16 protein-coding genes are annotated in these 16,605 nt (G+C 71.6%); 7 read left to right on the top strand and 9 right to left on the bottom strand.

Annotation, left to right across the window (positions count from 1 at the left end; all coding sequences use genetic code 11):
* The first annotated feature begins 139 nt into the window (after window positions 1-139).
* Both ACZ516_RS02100 and ACZ516_RS02095 read left to right on the top strand, forming a co-directional pair.
* Window positions 140-952 (top strand): ABC transporter ATP-binding protein, encoded by an 813-nt coding sequence (locus ACZ516_RS02100; protein WP_469008695.1) that lies wholly within the window; start codon window positions 140-142, stop codon window positions 950-952.
* A gap of 166 nt (window positions 953-1,118) precedes the next feature.
* Window positions 1,119-1,871: a metallophosphoesterase gene (locus ACZ516_RS02095; protein WP_469008056.1), complete on the top strand. Its 753-nt coding sequence runs from the start codon at window positions 1,119-1,121 to the stop codon at window positions 1,869-1,871.
* 320 nt (window positions 1,872-2,191) lie between these two features.
* Here ACZ516_RS02095 and ACZ516_RS02090 read toward each other — a convergent pair whose 3' ends face one another.
* Together ACZ516_RS02090 and ACZ516_RS02085 are read right to left on the bottom strand one after the other, a co-directional pair.
* A complete protein-coding gene (locus ACZ516_RS02090) occupies window positions 2,192-2,371 on the bottom strand; it encodes a hypothetical protein (protein ID WP_469008055.1) in 180 nt (59 codons plus the stop codon).
* Between the two features lie 39 nt (window positions 2,372-2,410).
* A complete protein-coding gene (locus tag ACZ516_RS02085; protein WP_469008053.1) occupies window positions 2,411-3,847 on the bottom strand; it encodes a hypothetical protein in 1,437 nt (478 codons plus the stop codon).
* Between the two features lie 179 nt (window positions 3,848-4,026).
* Between ACZ516_RS02085 and ACZ516_RS02080 the strand changes: the two genes are divergently transcribed.
* Window positions 4,027-4,989: a hypothetical protein gene (locus tag ACZ516_RS02080; RefSeq protein WP_469008051.1), complete on the top strand. Its 963-nt coding sequence runs from the start codon at window positions 4,027-4,029 to the stop codon at window positions 4,987-4,989.
* Window positions 4,990-5,063: 74 nt separating this feature from the next.
* On the opposite strand, the gene glnA is transcribed toward ACZ516_RS02080, so the two are convergent.
* On the bottom strand, window positions 5,064-6,473 hold the full coding sequence (gene glnA / locus ACZ516_RS02075) for a type I glutamate--ammonia ligase (protein ID WP_358585671.1): 1,410 nt from the start codon (window positions 6,471-6,473) through the stop codon (window positions 5,064-5,066).
* A gap of 301 nt (window positions 6,474-6,774) precedes the next feature.
* Here glnA and ACZ516_RS02070 point away from each other — a divergent pair, with 301 nt between their 5' ends.
* Window positions 6,775-7,242, top strand: a complete 468-nt coding sequence (locus ACZ516_RS02070) for an RDD family protein (protein WP_358585638.1) — start codon at window positions 6,775-6,777, stop codon at window positions 7,240-7,242.
* Window positions 7,243-7,397: 155 nt separating this feature from the next.
* On the opposite strand, the gene ACZ516_RS02065 is transcribed toward ACZ516_RS02070, so the two are convergent.
* The 4 genes from ACZ516_RS02065 to lipB form a co-directional block, all read right to left on the bottom strand.
* Window positions 7,398-8,102: a DUF4191 domain-containing protein gene (locus ACZ516_RS02065; RefSeq protein WP_358697619.1), complete on the bottom strand. Its 705-nt coding sequence runs from the start codon at window positions 8,100-8,102 to the stop codon at window positions 7,398-7,400.
* Window positions 8,103-8,132: 30 nt separating this feature from the next.
* The gene (locus tag ACZ516_RS02060) at window positions 8,133-8,336 is read right to left on the bottom strand and encodes an SCO2195 family GlnR-regulated protein (protein ID WP_358585642.1); all 204 of its coding nucleotides are present in this window, start codon (window positions 8,334-8,336) and stop codon (window positions 8,133-8,135) included.
* A gap of 250 nt (window positions 8,337-8,586) precedes the next feature.
* Complete coding sequence (locus ACZ516_RS02055) at window positions 8,587-9,552, bottom strand: lipoyl synthase (RefSeq protein WP_358585644.1); 966 nt, start codon at window positions 9,550-9,552, stop codon at window positions 8,587-8,589.
* Between the two features lie 132 nt (window positions 9,553-9,684).
* Window positions 9,685-10,482 (bottom strand): lipoyl(octanoyl) transferase LipB, encoded by a 798-nt coding sequence (lipB, locus tag ACZ516_RS02050; protein WP_358585646.1) that lies wholly within the window; start codon window positions 10,480-10,482, stop codon window positions 9,685-9,687.
* 217 nt (window positions 10,483-10,699) lie between these two features.
* On the opposite strand from lipB, the gene ACZ516_RS02045 reads away from it, so the two are divergent.
* Window positions 10,700-12,142: a regulator gene (locus ACZ516_RS02045; protein ID WP_358585648.1), complete on the top strand. Its 1,443-nt coding sequence runs from the start codon at window positions 10,700-10,702 to the stop codon at window positions 12,140-12,142.
* A 37-nt stretch (window positions 12,143-12,179) separates the two neighbouring features.
* On the opposite strand, the gene ACZ516_RS02040 is transcribed toward ACZ516_RS02045, so the two are convergent.
* Both ACZ516_RS02040 and ACZ516_RS02035 read right to left on the bottom strand, forming a co-directional pair.
* Window positions 12,180-13,571: an NAD(P)/FAD-dependent oxidoreductase gene (locus ACZ516_RS02040; RefSeq protein WP_469008048.1), complete on the bottom strand. Its 1,392-nt coding sequence runs from the start codon at window positions 13,569-13,571 to the stop codon at window positions 12,180-12,182.
* A gap of 173 nt (window positions 13,572-13,744) precedes the next feature.
* Window positions 13,745-14,671: a TIGR01777 family oxidoreductase gene (locus tag ACZ516_RS02035; protein WP_358585652.1), complete on the bottom strand. Its 927-nt coding sequence runs from the start codon at window positions 14,669-14,671 to the stop codon at window positions 13,745-13,747.
* Between the two features lie 163 nt (window positions 14,672-14,834).
* Between ACZ516_RS02035 and ACZ516_RS02030 the strand changes: the two genes are divergently transcribed.
* Together ACZ516_RS02030 and ACZ516_RS02025 are read left to right on the top strand one after the other, a co-directional pair.
* Window positions 14,835-15,323, top strand: coding sequence for a GNAT family N-acetyltransferase (locus ACZ516_RS02030; RefSeq protein ID WP_361081793.1), 489 nt, complete (start codon window positions 14,835-14,837; stop codon window positions 15,321-15,323).
* Window positions 15,324-15,421: 98 nt separating this feature from the next.
* Window positions 15,422-16,579, top strand: a complete 1,158-nt coding sequence (locus tag ACZ516_RS02025; protein WP_469008046.1) for a PP2C family protein-serine/threonine phosphatase — start codon at window positions 15,422-15,424, stop codon at window positions 16,577-16,579.
* Window positions 16,580-16,605: the final 26 nt, after the last annotated feature.

Here is a 16,605-nt window from a genome sequence, read left to right as displayed (position 1 = left end):
GCCCGACACGGCGCGCGGACCCGGGGGCCGGGAAGGGCCGGTCGGGACCGGGGGTCGGGAAGGGCCGGCTGGGTCCGGGGGTCGGGAAGGGCCGGCCGGCACCGGGGGCCGGGAAGGGCCGGCCGGCACCGGGCGCGGCCTGCGCGCGGATCGCGTCGCCCGCGAGGCCGGCGGCCGGCTCGTGGTGGACGGCGTCAGCCTCGCCCCGCCGCCCGGCGCGACCGTGGGCCTCCTCGGCCCCAACGGCTCCGGCAAGTCCACGCTGCTGCGCCTCCTCGCGGGCGTCCTCGCGCCCGCCGCCGGGGTGGTCACCCTGGACGGCCGTCCGCTCGCCGACACGCCCCGCCGGGCGGTGGCGCGCCGCATCGCCGTGGTCGAGCAACACGCGTCCACGCAGGTCGAGTTGACGGTACGAGATGTCGTACGCCTGGGTCGCGTCCCGCACCGCCGGGCGTGGTCGGCCCCCACGCCCGAGGACGAGCGGGCGGTGCGGGAGGCGCTGGAGCACACGGGCCTCACCGAGCGGGCGGCCCAGTCCTGGCACACGCTGTCCGGCGGCGAACGCCAGCGCGTGCAGATCGCCCGCGCCCTGGCCCAGGAACCCCGCGAACTCCTCCTGGACGAACCGACCAACCACCTGGACGTCCAGCACCAGCTGGAACTGCTCGCACTGATCGCGGAACTCCCCCTCACCAGCGTGATCGCGCTGCACGACCTCAATCTGGCGGCGATGTACTGCGACCACGTGCTGATCCTGAAGGAGGGCACGGCGTACGCGGCGGGCACCCCGGCGGAGGTGATCACGGAGCAACTGATCGCCGAGGTCTACGGGGTACGCGCGGTAGTGACCCCGGGGGACCCGCCCCAGGACGGCAGCCCCCCGGCCCCGTCGATCCGCTTCCTACGGAGCCGCGCCCCCGGACGAGGCCAGGCGCGTACGACCGGCCCTTAACGGAGGCGGGTGCGCGGCCGTAGGTTCACCTACGCGGAGAAACCGCGAGCCCACCAGAAAGGCCGACCCAGCAATGCCGACGCAACCGCCACGGCTGCCACACTCCACGCAGCCGCCAAAGTCCGCGACGCCGCTACGTTCCGCGAAGCAGACGGTGATCGCCCACGTGAGCGACCTCCACATAGACACGCGGGAGGAGGACGACGGCCGCAGCATCGCCCGCACCCGCGCGGTCATGGACTACCTGAACGCCCTCCCGTACGACCTGGACGCCGTCATCGTCACGGGCGACATCGCCGACCACGGGGCCCCGGCGGAGTACGAGGCGGCCCGCAAGCTCCTGACGACCCGCCACCCGCTCCTGACCTGCCCCGGCAACCATGACGACCGCGCGGCGTTCCGCGAGCACCTCCTGACGGAAGCCCCGAGCACGGCCCCGATCAACCAGGCGTATATGACGGACGCCTTCACGCTCGCTCTCTGCGACACCTCGGTCCCGGGCAAGGACCACGGCAGACTGGACGACGAGACCCTGAACTGGCTGGCGGCCACCCTGGCAGAGGCCCCTTCGGAGGTGCCGGCGCTGATCGCCTTCCACCATCCGCCGGTGGCCCTGCACACGCCGTACGTGGACGAGATCCGCCAGTTCGACGAGCACCGCCTGACCGACCTGACCGCCCGCCACCCGAACGTGACGGCCTTCCTCACGGGCCACGCCCACACCCCCGCGGTCACGACATTCGCAAACCGCCCCCTCCTGGTGGCCCCCGGAGTGGTCTCGACCCTCCGCCTCCCGTGGGAACCCCAAACCTCCCCCACCCACCACGTCCACAGGGACCTCCCGCCGTCCCTGGCCTTCCACGTCCTGAACGAAACGGGCCGCCTGACGACGCACTACCGTCCGGTCCCACTCAGCTGAGCCCTTTGGCCACCGCGCCCCGAGACGATCCACGGCCATGCGGGACGGATCCAGGGAGACGGTCCCGGTCTGCGGGGCATCGCTGGACCCACACTTGACCCCTAGCATGAACAGCGCGACCCTGACGATGGTGTACGTCCGCAGCCCGGCGCCCTTCTGCCAGATCTCGCGATGCAGCCCGATGCCCCGGACAGCAGAAAGACCACCTCGAACTTCCCGGGCCTCCCACCCGTGCCCACCGGATTCCGGATCCCCCAACCACCACGCGCCCATCCCTCCGCTCACATCACAGCCGTACTCTCACGCCCGTACCTCCACTGTCACTGATCGGGCGGCGTCCGGCCATCACCCTCCGTCCCACCGCTCAGCTCCCGCCGTACTTGCCGCCAGGCGCGGATGAGCTGCGGCAGCCTCGACAACACGTCGCTGATCTGCGTCAGCAGGAGCGTGACGCAGCCGAATGCGGCGAGGATCACAAGGGTCACTTCGTCCCACTTCATGGCGTGGCCTCTGGCTTCCGACGTCTTTATGAGAACTCGTTAGCAGAACAGACCCTGGCGGCAGAGCCAGTCGAGGGCATCTGCCCCCAGTCTGTCCGGGGCTTCGAGCAACGCTGTCTCCGCCGCCGTGAGGTCGGCCAGCGACTCAGGCGCGCCGGACCGGTCCAGCACGGCGAGCCGCTCCATCACCGAGGCGACGGCATCGGGCCAGCCCGGCATTCCGAAGTGCCCGGGAGCTTTGAGAGCGGCCGAACCGGCTCTGTGCAGCAGTCCCGCTCGCCAGCTCTGTTCCCGCATCACCTTCGAGGTGAACCAGACCCGGTTGTCGACGTGCTGGACGAACTCCGTCATGTCCCCCTTCACGGTCCGCAGCGCGAAATGTGTGCTGCCAGCCCACGGAAGGTCCACATCTGAGGCGACGGCCACGAAGGCGAGCAGTCTCTCGGGCCCCTCGTCCCTCGCGGCCAGCAGCGCCGCCCGGGCCCGGCGGTACAGATCGACGCTCTGCGCGAAGATCTCCCCGTCGCTCGGCCCGTCGTCCGCCGAGTGGATCGCCTCCAACGGACCCTCCCGCCAGGCGTCATCGACCAGACCTACCGCCGCCGCGCTCAGCAGGACGTCCGTGTCATCCGCATCGATGCCGAAGTGCATGAGGAGAGCGGGTCCCCGTTCCTCGATGCCCTGCAGTGGCGCAGATCTGTCCTCCTCATTCTCGTCCGCGGCCTCGCTGAAGAGCGCTGTGAGCCGAGGAGGCAAAGGTCCGGGCCCCGGCTGTTCCACGGCGACTTCAAGCTCCGCCAACTCCTCGAACACGGCGTCGGGACCGCAGTCAATTTCCGCAGAGTCATGCCGCCCCGAGCAACCCTCCGGGCATTCAAGCTCCCCACACATCTCAGGTTCCTCGGGCTGTGCCGCGTTGATCAGGTGGTAGGCGAGCCGTTCCGCCACCGTCTCCCGCGCAGTGATCATGGCGAGGTCGAGCCGGAATGCCTCGTTCTTCAGCTCCGTGAACTCCTGGTCGAAGCGGTCCACGGAAGTGGGAGGCTCCGGTGTAGCGGGAACCCAGGTGTACGCGGACTCCAGCGAAATCAGCAGCCAGGCGACGCGAAGCGCCTCAATGCCATCGTCCGGGGCCAGCATCGCCACGGCCTCGGCGGCCTGCCGCACACTGTCGAGCCGGGCGAGGTGATGTTCACGTATCGGTGTCCAGGCTGCGGACTCCGCCCGAGCCTGCTCCGCGTCTTGGGTCAACGCGGCGTCACGATCCCACCGCGCGCGAGTGACCAGGCGGGTCAGGCAGGGACGGCAGCCGGAAAGGCCGACCGTCGGGGCTGGCCCGAGTGGTATGGCGGTCAAGTCCGGGCCGAACGGCCTGCTGCAGAGGCAGCACTCCAGACCTCCCGCCTGTCGTGAAGTAGGCATGCCGGGCAGCACGGCGGCGCGGATTGTGTCATAGGCGTAGGCAGGGATGTGCATGTGTGGCGACTCCTGGGATGGTGGCGCTCCTTCGGCGCCGCCTCCATGCTCGCCTCACCGGTCGGCCGCGAGTCACGGTTTGGCGGCTGGAGCGGCGAACTTGACGAATACTGACTTGGCCGTGGCCTGCGGCTTCTACGGTGTTGGCGGAACTTGACACCCTGAGCAGGAGGAACCTCTTGGCCACCACGACCGTCCCGCCCCAAGCGAGCGGTGCGCACCGCGAGTTGGTAGAAGCGCTGCAAGAACTGCATCGCGCAGCGGGCAAGTTGAGCTTCCGCAAGGTGAGCTTGCTCATCAGCAGCCGCGACGACCAGCTGTCGTCGGCCAGCCATGAGACCGTGCGCTCCGCTGTCAACGGGTTACGGGTGCCACGCTGGGAAACCGTCCACGACATCGTCCTGGTCCTGGCCGGGCAGTGCAGCCCGCCCCGGGACGAGGAGTCCGAGACAGCCAGGTTCCTGCCGCTGTGGCGCGCGATCGGTGAAGGCGAGGCGGGCGCGCTGAAGTCGTTCCAGGAGCTTGTCAACGGCGGCTGGGGAGGCGAGGACGGCAAGTGGACGCCAGAACTGGTGATGGGGATGTTGATCAATCCCTTCAGTGCCATAGAGATCCACCCTTCGCTCGCTGTCCCGCACGAGCCACTGATACCGGAGGACCAGTGGGTCCACGGGATGGCACGACTCATCGAGGAGCAGGGAGCGGAACACGCTCTGCGACTCCTGTTGCACCTGCTGAAGGGTGACTATGTCGGCGCGGAGGAGGGCGCGCCCTACGGCTACCGAAACCCCGATCGGGAGGCTATGGAGGCGTACGCGGCCTTCCAGTACGGCTGTCAAGAGATCCTCCGCCGCCTCGGCGACGAGCCGAACCTCCTGGCCGAGTCGATCAGGGCAATGCGCACCGACGAGACGATGGACCGGGATGACCGGGCGGAGATGCTGGAGAACGAGTCGGACGTCAGCCTGATGCGCGAGCTGATGATCGTGACTCCTGACACCTGGGACGAGGTTTCCGAGGAGGCGCACCACATGGTCTTCGGCTACTTGATCAAGGAGATCGGTCCCGTAGGTCCGCTCGGCCTTCCCGATGCCGAGCGCTTCCGTATCACCTGGCGCGTCCCTGAGCCCCCCGCAGCATAGTCGGCCGTCCGTTCCTCACGGAGAAGGCCGTCACTCCGGTGAGGAGTGACGGCCTTCTGGGAAGAACCGCGTTTCTAGATGTCGAAGTACAGCTCGAACTCGTGCGGGTGCGGTCGCAGCTGGATCGGGGCGATCTCGTTCGTCCGCTTGTAGTCGATCCACGTCTCGATCAGGTCGGACGTGAAGACGCCGCCCGCCTGGAGGTACTCGTTGTCCGCCTCGAGGGCGTCGAGGACCGCGGGGAGGGACGTCGGGACCTGGGGGACGCCCGCGTGCTCCTCGGGGGCCAGCTCGTAGAGGTCCTTGTCGATCGGCTCGGCCGGCTCGATCTTGTTCTTGACGCCGTCGAGGCCCGCCAGGAGCAGCGCCGAGAAGGCGAGGTACGGGTTCGAGGACGGGTCCGGCGCGCGGAACTCGACCCGCTTGGCCTTCGGGTTCGAACCCGTGATCGGGATACGCATCGCCGCGGAGCGGTTGCGCTGCGAGTAGACGAGGTTGACCGGGGCCTCGAAGCCGGGGACCAGGCGGTGGTAGGAGTTCACCGTCGGGTTGGTGAACGCCAGCAGCGACGGCGCGTGCTTGAGGATGCCGCCGATGTAGTAGCGCGCGGTGTCCGACAGACCCGCGTAGCCCTGCTCGTCGTAGAAGAGCGGGGTGCCGCCCGTCCACAGCGACTGGTGGACGTGCATGCCCGAGCCGTTGTCGCCGAAGATCGGCTTCGGCATGAAGGTCGCGGTCTTGCCGTTGCGCCAGGCGACGTTCTTCACGATGTACTTGAAGAGCATCAGGTCGTCGGCCGCGGCCAGCAGCGTGTTGAACTTGTAGTTGATCTCGGCCTGGCCCGCCGTGCCCACCTCGTGGTGCTGGCGCTCGACCTGGAGGCCGTTCTTGTCCAGCTCCAGGGAGATCTCGGCGCGGAGGTCGGCGAAGTGGTCGACCGGCGGGGCCGGGAAGTAACCGCCCTTGTAGCGGACCTTGTAGCCGCGGTTGTTCTCGACCGCACCGGTGTTCCAGGCGCCGGCCTCGGAGTCGATGTGGTAGAAGCTCTCGTTCGCCGACGTCTGGAAGCGGACGTTGTCGAAGACGTAGAACTCGGCCTCGGGGCCGAAGTACGCGGTGTCGGCGATGCCGGTCGAGGCCAGGTACGCCTCGGCCTTCTTCGCGACGTTGCGCGGGTCACGGCTGTACTGCTCACCCGTGATCGGGTCGTGGATGAAGAAGTTGATGTTGACGGTCTTGTCGCGGCGGAAGGGGTCCACCCGGGCCGTCGACAGGTCGGCGCGCAGCGCCATGTCGGACTCGTGGATGGCCTGGAAGCCACGGATCGACGATCCGTCGAAGGCCAGCTCCTCCTCCGGGTCGAACGCCGCCGCCGGAATCGTGAAGTGCTGCATGACACCGGGCAGGTCGCAGAACCGGACGTCGATGAACTTGACGTCCTCGTCCGCGATGTACTTCTTCGCGTCGTCGGCGTTCTGGAACAACATCCAACTCCTCCTACTCCCGCCCGGGGCGGGACGGGTTTGCAGCTCGTGGTGCGGCCGGTGGGGTGGCACACGCTGGGACCCGACCTTAGGGACGGGGGATTTCTCAAGCATGACCCATTTGTTTCGCCGAAGTTAACCGGCGCGCTTGCGTGTACCCCCGGTACCCCGCTCCCCGGCCCTCGTACACCTGCCCTCGTACACCTGACCTCGCACCCCTGTCCTCGCGCCCCCGCCGGCCGTCACACGCACACCCGACCCGCCCGTGTCCGCCCGAATCCGGGCGCAGTACCGTGGACGGGTGGACAACAGGCAAGCAATCGGATCGTGGCTCTCGGGCCCGCGCGCGGCCGCGGAGGACGCCGGTGTCGACTTCGGGTACCGGGGCGAGCAGCTCGGTCTGCCCGAGGAGGGGCCGGGGTCGATCGCGCGTCCGGGCCGCCGCATCGGGGCCATCGCCGTGGACTGGGGCCTGTGCATGGTGATCGCATACGGTCTGTTCGCCCGCGGTGACCAGCAGGCGATGGGCAACTGGGCGCTCGGCATCTTCTTCGTCCTCGGCGTGCTCACCGTCGGCACGGTCGGCTGCACGCCCGGCAAGGCCCTCTTCCGGCTCCGCGTCGTCGCCGAGGGCGGCGGCCGGCTGGGCTTCGGCCGGGGGCTGCTCCGCACCCTCCTGCTCTGCGTCGCCATCCCGGCCCTGATCTGGGACCGCGACGGCCGCGGCCTCCACGACCGCCTCGCCCGCGCCGTGCAGGTGCGGATCTAGCGGACCCAGCCGAGCAGGATCTAGCGCACCCAGCCAATCAGGACGGCCACGAGGGCGCCCTACGACGATGAGGGCCCCGGAACCGATCGGTTCCGGGGCCCTCATCGTCGTAGGGCATCGTCGTCAGGGAAGCGGGTGGAAGGGGCGGACCGGGACTACCTGCCCTTCGACCCGCGCGGCATGCGCATGCCCTTCGGCATCGGACCCTTCGGCAGCGGCATGTTCGACATCAGGTCGCCCATCGCGCGCAGCCGGTCGTTCGTCGCCGTGACCTGCGGGCCGGTCAGCACGCGCGGCAGCTTCAGCAGTGTCGTGCGCAGCTTCTTGAGGGAGACCGTGCCCTCACTGGTGCCGACGATGACGACATGCACCGGCACGTCCGACACGATGCGCGCCATCTTCTTCTTCTCGGCGGCCAGCAGGCCCTTCACGCGGTTCGGGTTGCCCTCGGCCACCAGGACGATGCCGGCCTTGCCGACGGTGCGGTGCACCACGTCCTGGCTGCGGTTCATCGCGACCGCGGGGGTCGTCGTCCAGCCGCGGCCGATCTTGTCGAGCACGGCGGCCGCCGCACCGGGCTGGCCCTCCATCTGCCCGAAGGCGGCACGCTCGGCCCTGCGTCCGAAGACGATCGCCATCGCGAGGAAGGCGAGCAGGAAGCCGAGAATGCCCAGATAGACCGGGTGGCCGATCAAGAAGCCGATCGCGAGGAAGACACCAAAGGTGACGATTCCCACGGCCGCGATGATGAGCCCGATTTTTGAGTCGGCCCGTCGGGTCATCTTGTAGGTCAGAGCGATCTGCTTGAGTCGCCCTGGCTCCGCGGCCGCATCCGCCGCGGTGGTTTCCTTCCTCGCCATGCCCTGAAGTCTACGTGGCCCCGGACGCGACTACGACGTGCGGGTTGCCACCGTCTCCTCGAAGACACGCAGCGCCTCGACCCGGTCCTTGGCACGGCGCCGGTCCTCCAGGACGGAAGTCCAGGCGTTGCGGCGCGCGGTGCGCTGGCCGCCGCTCAGCAGCAGGGACTCGACGACGCGCAGGGCGTCGGTGACGGACGGGATGGCGGTGGCGCGTACGGGCGCGGCCTGCATGATGGGGCCCTCCTGAGGACCAGCTCGATGGCTCGGGGGAAAGCTGTACGTCTGGCGGTGGAGCTGTACGTGCGGTGATACCAGGGTCACTGATTGGTGTTACCAGGGCGTGACCGACCGGTCAAACGCCGATGAAACCTCGATCCGGACCCCGAAACGCCGACGCGGCCCGCACACCCCCGTCACCTGCGGGATCACGCGGGCCGCGGCGTCGCGGCGGCTACCTGTCAGTAAAGGCTTGTGCGCGGATTCACACGGCCTGGGAGGCGACGTACGCCCCGCGCTTCTCGATCGCCATCTGGTACAGGCGGCCGGCGCGGTAGGAGGAGCGGACCAGCGGGCCCGACATGACGCCGGAGAAACCGATCTCCTCGGCCTCCTCCTTCAGCTCCACGAACTCCGCCGGCTTGGCCCAGCGCTCCACGGGGTGGTGGCGCGGCGTCGGGCGCAGGTACTGCGTGATCGTGATCAGCTCGCAGCCCGCCTCGTGCAGCGCGTGCAGCGCCTCGCTGATCTCCGCGCGCTCCTCGCCCATGCCGAGGATGAGGTTCGACTTGGTGACCAGGCCGGCCTCCCGCGCCCGCGTGATGACCTCCAGCGAGCGCTCGAAGCGGAAGCCGGGGCGGATGCGCTTGAAGATGCGCGGCACCGTCTCCACGTTGTGCCCGAGGACCTCGGGGCGCGAGGAGAAGACCTCGGCCAGCTGGTCGGGGTCGGCGTTGAAGTCGGGGATGAGCAGCTCGACCTTGGTCTGGCCCTCGGCGCGCTCCGCGGTCATCGCGTGGATCTGGCGCACGGTCTCCGCGTACAGCCAGGCGCCGCCGTCGGCCAGGTCGTCGCGGGCGACGCCGGTGATCGTGGCGTAGTTGAGGTCCATCGTCACGACGGACTCGCCGACGCGGCGCGGCTCGTCGCGGTCGAGGGCCTGCGGCTTGCCGGTGTCGATCTGGCAGAAGTCGCAGCGCCGCGTGCACTGGTCGCCGCCGATGAGGAACGTCGCCTCGCGGTCTTCCCAGCATTCGTAGATGTTCGGACAGCCCGCCTCCTGGCAGACCGTGTGCAGGCCCTCGCTCTTCACGAGTTTCTGCAGGGCGTTGTACTCGGGGCCCATCTTCGCCCGGGTCTTGATCCACTCGGGCTTGCGCTCGATGGGGGTCTGGCTGTTCCGGACCTCCAGGCGCAGCATCTTGCGTCCGTCGGGTGCGACTGCGGACACATCGGCTCCCTGCTAGCTGGCGTATCTTCGATTCATCGGCGCACACCAGGGTACGCCCGTGATGTCGTCGGCCTTACTTCCGGCCAACCTCTGGCCAACGGGGTGCATTCCCCCGGGTCCGGCGGGCCCGCCCTAGACGGCGGTCTTCTCCACCGGGCGCGGCTTCAGCTCCGCGTTCTCCAGCACGTCCCGCAGGTGCCGCTCCGCCACGGGCAGCACCTCGGAGATCGTGATCTCGCGACCCAGCTCGTACGAGAGCGACGTCACGCCCGCGTCCCGGATGCCGCACGGGATGATCCGGTCGAACCAGGTGTTGTCCGGGTTCACGTTCAGCGCGAAGCCGTGCATCGTCACGCCCTTGGCGACGCGGATGCCGATCGCGGCGATCTTGCGGTCCTCGCGGCGCTGGCCCGCGTTGGACGGGGCGTACTCCGGACCGTTGAACCGGGCGTCGAACTCCTCGTCCGTCAGGCGCGGGTCGAAGTCCAGGGAGAGACCGCCGAGCGCGGGGCGCCGCTCCACCGGGTCGCCGAGGACCCAGACCCCGCTGCGGCCCTCGACCCGCGAGGTCTCGAGACCGAACTCCGCACACGTACGGATAAGAGCCTCTTCCAGGCGCCGCACATGTGCTACGACGTCCACCGGGCGCGGCAGCTTCTGGATCGGGTACCCCACGAGCTGGCCCGGCCCGTGCCAGGTGATCTTGCCGCCCCGGTCCACGTCCACGACGGGCGTGCCGTCCAGCGGCCGCTCGCTGTCCTGGGTCCTGCGTCCCGCGGTGTACACCGGCGGGTGCTCCACCAGCAGGCAGGTGTCCGGGATCTCGTCGGCGAAGCGGGCGGCGTGCACCCGGCGCTGCTCGTCCCACGCCTCCTGGTACTCCACGGCGTCCGGGCCGAAGCCCAGTCGGACGAACCGAAACTCATTCACGGCTGGTGCCTCCCTGAACGTTCACCGTGCACATATCGCGCCCCAGCCACTGTACGGGCCCCCCGTGCAGGCAACCTCGGCCCGGGTTCCTCACACGATCGGATGAACGAGGGGGGAAGGCGCCGACGCGGGCTGTGATGGCCGTTACATTCGCGCCGTTCACGAGGCCATAAGGGCTGCTCAAGGCAGGTCCGGAAGGCAGGAGACCGCACAGCCGATGACGGAACGACCCCCGCAGCGCACGCCCAACCGCCAGCTAGCCGCGCTCATCTCGGAAGCCGGGTTCTCCCATGCGGGCCTCGCGCGCCGCGTCGATCAGCTCGGGCTCGAACACGGCCTCGACCTCCGGTACGACAAGACGTCCGTGACCCGCTGGCTGCGCGGCCAGCAGCCCAGAGGCACCACACCCGCACTGATCGCCGAGGTCTTCACCAGACGCCTCGGGCGGCGCCTGTCCGCCCAGGACCTCGGGCTCGACGCGTGCGCGCCGGTGTACGCCGGGCTCGAATTCGCGGCCACCCCCGAAGAGGCCGTCGACATCGTCGGCGGCCTGTGGCGCAAGGACTCCGGCAGCCACGCCGAGCTGCGGAAGATCGCGTTCACCCCGGCCGGGCTCGTCGTGCCCAGCCGGGACTGGCTGATCGGCCGGGCCGACGAACGCGTCGGCCGCGGCGAGCCCGACCCCGCGCACCGCGTGCCCGCCCAGGGCCGCCCCGGGGTGCCCCGCCAGCGCAGGGAGCCCGACCGCGGCCCCGGGCAGCGCGTCACCAACGGCGACATCGCGGCCCTGCGCTCGGTCGGCGAGCTGTTCCGCGCCCTCGACCACACCTACGGCGGCGGCCACGCCCGCCAGGCCCTCGTCCGCTACCTGGAGCACGAGGCGGAGCCGATGCTGCGCGGCACCTACGGCGAGCAGGCCGGGCGGCGGCTCTTCGGCGCCGCCGCCGACCTGACCCGGCTCGCGGGCTGGACGTCGTACGACATCGCCGCCCACGGACTGGCCCAGCGGTACTACGTCCAGGCGCTGCGCCTCTCCCAGGCGGCGGGCGACCGGGCGTACGGCTCCTACGTCCTGGTCACGATGAGCCGCCAGGCCGTCTACCTCGGGCACGGGCGGGAGGCCGTGCAGCTCGCGCGGGTGGCCCAGCAGGGCGTCGGCTCCGCCGCGCCGCCCGTCGTGCAGTCCCTGCTGTACGCCGCCGAGGCGCGCGGCCACGGCGTGCTCGGCGAGGCGCGGGCCTGCACGGCCTCCCTGATGCGGGCCGAGCGCTCGCTGGAGGCGTCCCGGCCGGGCGACGAGGTGCCGTACTGGGCCCGCTTCTTCGACGAGGCGCAGCTGGCCGACGAGCAGGGGCACTGCTACCGCGACCTCCAGCAGTACCGCGTCGCCGCCCAGCACGCCGAGCGCTCCCTGCAACTGCGCGCCCCCGGGTTCGCGCGCAGCCGCCTGTTCTGCCGGGTGGTGCTCGCCACGGCCCGGCTCGGCCTCGGCGACCTGGAGCAGGCCTGCCTGCTGGGTGCCGAGGCGGCCCAGGCGGCCGGCGAGATGCGGTCGGCGCGGGCCCATGAGTACGTACGCGATTTCGAGCGCCGCCTTGAGCCGTACCGGGACGCGGCGCCCGTGCGGGGGTACCGCGACAAGGTGGCGGCGCTGGGCTGAGCCGCACGCCCCCACGTCCGAGCGGCGGGTGAGGGGATCAGGCCGCGGCCGGCAGCGGTGCGCCCTGGGCGTGCGCCGGAGCGAGGCCGAAGTCCGTGAGCACGGCGTGCGCCGCGCGCCGGCCGGAGTGCAGCGCGCCCTGCACGGTGCTGGTGTCCCGGTGGTCCCCGCAGACGTAGAGCCCCGCGAGCAGCCGGACCGGGCGGCGCGGGTCGTGCGGCGGTGGCATCGCGGGCACCGCCTCGCGGGTGTGGTGGACGGCGAGCAGTTCCCAGCGGTCGGTCGGCGTGCCGTACAGGGCGGCGAGATGCGCGCGGACGGTCCGCTCGTCGGGCGGTGGGCCGAGCACCGTGGAGGAGACGAGGACGCGGTCGGCGGGCGCCCGCGAGGGGTCCACTTGGCTGATGACGGCCGTGTGCGCGACGGGGCCCGCGCGGTCGGCGTCCAGGAGGAGCGCGGGCCCCTCCAGCGGTGGCTCCGGGGCGGTGTGGTGGACCACCGTCAGTTCGTGGAACGGTGGGACGCGCAGGCCCGGCAGCAGCTCGGCGGCCGCGCGGGCGTCGGTGGCGAGCAGCACGGCACGGCAGGCGACCTCGCCGTGCTCGGCGGTGGTGACGGACGTGGTGGAGACCGCCGTGACACGGACGCCGGTGCGGACCGTGCCCGGCGGCAGCGCGGCGGCGAGCAGTTCGGGCAGGACCTCCGCGCCGCCCTCCGGCACGCAGAGCCGGCCGCGCGCGAAGGCGTGCAGGGCCAGGTCGGCGCACCGGCTGGAGGTGGTCAGACCGGGGTCGCAGAGCAGCGCGGAGAGCAGCGGCCGCAGAAACCCGTCGATGGTGCGCGAGGGCAGGCCGTGCGCGGAGAGGGCCTGAGCGGCGGGGAGTTCGGGGCGGGACAGGAGCCGCTCGACGGGGGTCGCCGCCAGACGGGCGAGCGCGGCTCCGAGCCGGGCCTGGTCGAGCGGACCGCCTAGAGGGGCGGTGCCTCGGGACGAGGTGCCACGGGAGGAGGCGCCTCGGGGCGCGGTGCCGCGTGCCGGGGTGCCGCCGCGCGATGCCGTGCGGGGGGCGCTCGCCAGGGCGCGCGCTGCGGTGAGTGCGCCCCTCGCGCTCCGTCCGGGCAGGGGCTCCGCCACGCGGTGGTGGCGGCCGTCGCTGTGCACCAGGAGGCCCGGCGCGAAGGGCCGCAGGACGAGGGAGTCGAGCCCCGGGGTGCGGCGCAGTTCGGGGTAGGAGGTGGTGAGCAGCTGTCCGATCCGGTCGAGCCGGAACCCGTCGACCTTGTCGGTCGACATCCGGCCGCCCACGCAAGGGGCGGCCTCCAGGACGAGGGTCGGCACACCGGCGCTGGTCAGCCGGTGCGCGGCCGCGAGCCCCGCGGCCCCGGCCCCCACGATGACGACATCCGCATGGTGCGCAGGCTCTAGCACGTGCCCTCCCAGAGGTCGCGCGGCTGGTGGGGAGCTGATGCCCCCGGCGGGGCCCGGAATCCCCGACTTCGGCACGAGGGTAGGAGCGGCACCGTCCGGGGGCACTCGCGCACGGACCGGGCACGGTCGCACGCGGGTCGCACACCGGGTGCCCCCCCGCGAAGTACGGCCGACTACCGCAGCGCCGCCCGGATCGCGTCCTCGATGTCGGGGAACGCGAAGACGAAGCCGGACTCCAGCAGGCGTTTCGGCAGCACCCGCTGGCTGCCGAGGACGTCCCCGGCCATCTCGCCCAGCACCAGGCGCAGCGCGGGCGCGGGGGCCGTGAGGAGCGTGGGCCGCTTCAGCACCCGCCCCATCGCGGCCGTCACCTCGCGGTTGGTGCGCGGGTGGGGCGCGGTGAGGTTGACGGGGCCGGACAGCGTCCCGGTGTCCAGGAGGTGGCGCAGCGCCGCCACCTCGTCGTGCAGGGAGATGTGGCTCCAGTACTGCCTGCCGTCGCCGAGGCGCCCGCCGAGCCCCGCCCTGAAGAGCGGGAAGAGCCGCCCCCAGGCGCCGCCCTCGCGGCCCACCACCAGGCCGTTGCGGGCCAGGACGGTGCGGATGCCCGCCTCCTGGGCGGCGGCGGTCGCGGCCTCCCACTCGACGCACAGCGCCGGCAGGAAGCCCTCCCCGGCGGGCGCGCTCTCGTCCACCGCGTGCTGACCTGTGTCTCCGTAGTAGCCGATCGCGCTCGCGTTCAGGAACACCCGGGGCGGCTCGTCCAGCGAGGCCACCGCGGCGGCCAGCGCGGCCGTGCCGAGGACCCGGCTGTCGCGCAGCTCCCGCTTGTAGGCGTCCGTCCAACGGTGGTCGCCGATCCCCGCGCCCGCGAGGTTGACGACCGCGGAGCAGCCGACGAGCCCGGCCGTGTCGACGTACCCCTTCTTGGGGTCCCAGCGCACCTCGTCGGGGGTGCGGGGGGCTCTGCGCACGAGCCGGACGACGTCGTGCCCGTCCGCGGCGAGGGAGCGCGCGAGCGCCGTGCCGATGAGCCCGGAGGCGCCGGCGACGGCCACCCGGGACGGCTGCGGGGAACGCGTCGGCTGTGTGGGTTCCATGGGCCCCATCCTGCCCCCGAACCCCGGGAAGAGGCCTGCCGACGCCCGGCCGGAACACCGGGTCGGGACACCGGGAAGGGGCACGGCGGAGACTGGCCGGAACGCGGCTGGAACGTGGCCGGAATGCCACCGGGACGCGCGATGATCGCCGTACAGTGGCGCCATGACGGCCCCGCACATACGCATCGCGCTGCCCGAGGACGACGACGCCCTGGCCCGTCTGGACCGCGCCGCCTGGTCCCCGCTGCACGCGGTCCAGCCCCGCCCCGAGCCTCCCTACGAGCCCTTCTTCGACGACCGCTTCGGGGCCGGCGACCACCTCGTCGCCGAACTGGACGGGCGGCTCGTCGGCTATGTGAAGCTCGGCTTCCCCACCCCGCTCCTCGTCAACGCGCACGTACGCCAGATCCAGGGCTTCGTGGTCGCCGAGGAGGCACGCGGCAAAGGGGTCGGCAGACGGCTGATGCGGGCGGCCATGGACGAGGCGCGCCGCCAGGGCGCCGTCCGCATCACCCTGCGGGTGCTCGGGCACAACACCCCGGCCCGCAAGCTGTACGAGGCCGAGGGCTTCGCCATCGAGGGGGTCCTGCCCGGCGAGTTCCTGCTGGACGGCGCGTACGTGGACGACGTCCTCATGGGCCGCTCCCTGTGACCGCCCCCCGGGAATCCCGGCCCGCCGCCACGCGGGTCCGGGCACCCGAAGGACCGGCCCGGGGTGCGGCGACCCCTCGCGCGTAGGAGCGTGAGGTAATGATCAGGGCTGCGGCGAGACGTCGTGACGCGGAGGAGCGCGACTGGCTGCTGCGCGGCACGCCGCCCCCGCCCTGGGTGCGCTGGCCGCCGCCGCTGCTCCTCGTCGCGATCATCCTGATCCAGCTCATCACGCCGAAGACGGTGGACCTGAGCTTCCTGGTCGCGGCCGTCCCGCCGCTGGCCGCCCTGTCGTACGGGCCCGCCGCCACCGCCCTGCTCGGCGGCGTCGTGGTCGCGCTGCTCACCCTGCCGGGCTTCGGGCTCGGCCGTCCCGGCAACAGCGACGCGCTGACGATCACCTTCATCGCACTGCTCAGCATCCTCTTCGCGTGGGTGCGCAGCCGCCGCGAGGCCCAGCTCGTCACGGTCCGCACCGTCGCCGAGGCGGCCCAGTTCGCGGTCCTGCCGCCGCTGCCGGAACGGGTCGGCCGGGTGCGGTGCGCCGGTCTCTACCAGGCCGCCGAGCACGAGTCCCTCGTCGGCGGCGACTTCTTCGACGTACGCAGGGGCCCGGGAGCCGTCCGGGCCCTGATCGGCGATGTGCAGGGCCACGGGCTCACGGCCGTCGGCACGGTCGCCGCGCTGCTCGGCGCCTTCCGCGAGGCGGTCCTCGACCAGCCCGACCTCCAGGGCGTCGCCGGGCGCCTGGACCGCAGGCTCGTCGTGGACTCGGCGGACGACGAGCACGCCGAGCTGTTCGCCACGGCGGTACTCCTGGAGTTCCCGGACGACTGCGCGTGCGTACGCGTCGTCTCCTGCGGCCACCCGGCGCCGTTGCTGCTGCGCGGGCCCGAGGTCACCGAGCTCGCCGTGGCGGCCGGGCCCCCGCTCGGCCTCGGCATCGCGGGCCTGGCCCCGCCCGAACAGCTGACGGTGCCGCTGCTCGCCGGGGACCGGCTGCTCGGCCTGACCGACGGGGTGAGCGAGGCACGGGACGTGTCCGGCGCGTTCTACCCGCTGGCCGAGCGGCTCAGCGAGCTGATCAAGTCCGAGCCCGAGATCCTGGACGACCCGGCGGAGCTGACCGAGCGGATGTGGGCGGACGTGGTGCGGTACGCGGGGACGGTACGGGACGACGTGACGATGATGGTGTTCGCGCCGGAGGCGGGCGGCCAGGAGGTCTGCGAGCCGAGCCGTGGGGCCGATCCGGAATGATCAGGCCGCAGTGATCAGCCTGCCTG

The organism is Streptomyces sp. NPDC034037 (genome assembly GCF_055575715.1).
This window is presented reverse-complemented; position numbering and strand designations above follow the sequence as displayed.

Excerpts from the sequence above, each read along its gene's own strand:
- ACZ516_RS02090 (WP_469008055.1), bottom strand. The coding sequence starts at position 2,371 with ATGAAGTGGGACGAAGTGACCCTTGTGATCCTCGCCGCATTCGGCTGC.
- ACZ516_RS02085 (WP_469008053.1), bottom strand. The coding sequence starts at position 3,847 with ATGCACATCCCTGCCTACGCCTATGACACAATCCGCGCCGCCGTGCTG.
- ACZ516_RS02065 (WP_358697619.1), bottom strand. The coding sequence starts at position 8,102 with ATGGCGAGGAAGGAAACCACCGCGGCGGATGCGGCCGCGGAGCCAGGG.
- ACZ516_RS02060 (WP_358585642.1), bottom strand. The coding sequence starts at position 8,336 with ATGCAGGCCGCGCCCGTACGCGCCACCGCCATCCCGTCCGTCACCGAC.
- ACZ516_RS02045 (WP_358585648.1), top strand. The coding sequence starts at position 10,700 with ATGACGGAACGACCCCCGCAGCGCACGCCCAACCGCCAGCTAGCCGCG.
- ACZ516_RS02035 (WP_358585652.1), bottom strand. The coding sequence starts at position 14,671 with ATGGAACCCACACAGCCGACGCGTTCCCCGCAGCCGTCCCGGGTGGCC.
- ACZ516_RS02030 (WP_361081793.1), top strand. The coding sequence starts at position 14,835 with ATGACGGCCCCGCACATACGCATCGCGCTGCCCGAGGACGACGACGCC.
- ACZ516_RS02025 (WP_469008046.1), top strand. The coding sequence starts at position 15,422 with ATGATCAGGGCTGCGGCGAGACGTCGTGACGCGGAGGAGCGCGACTGG.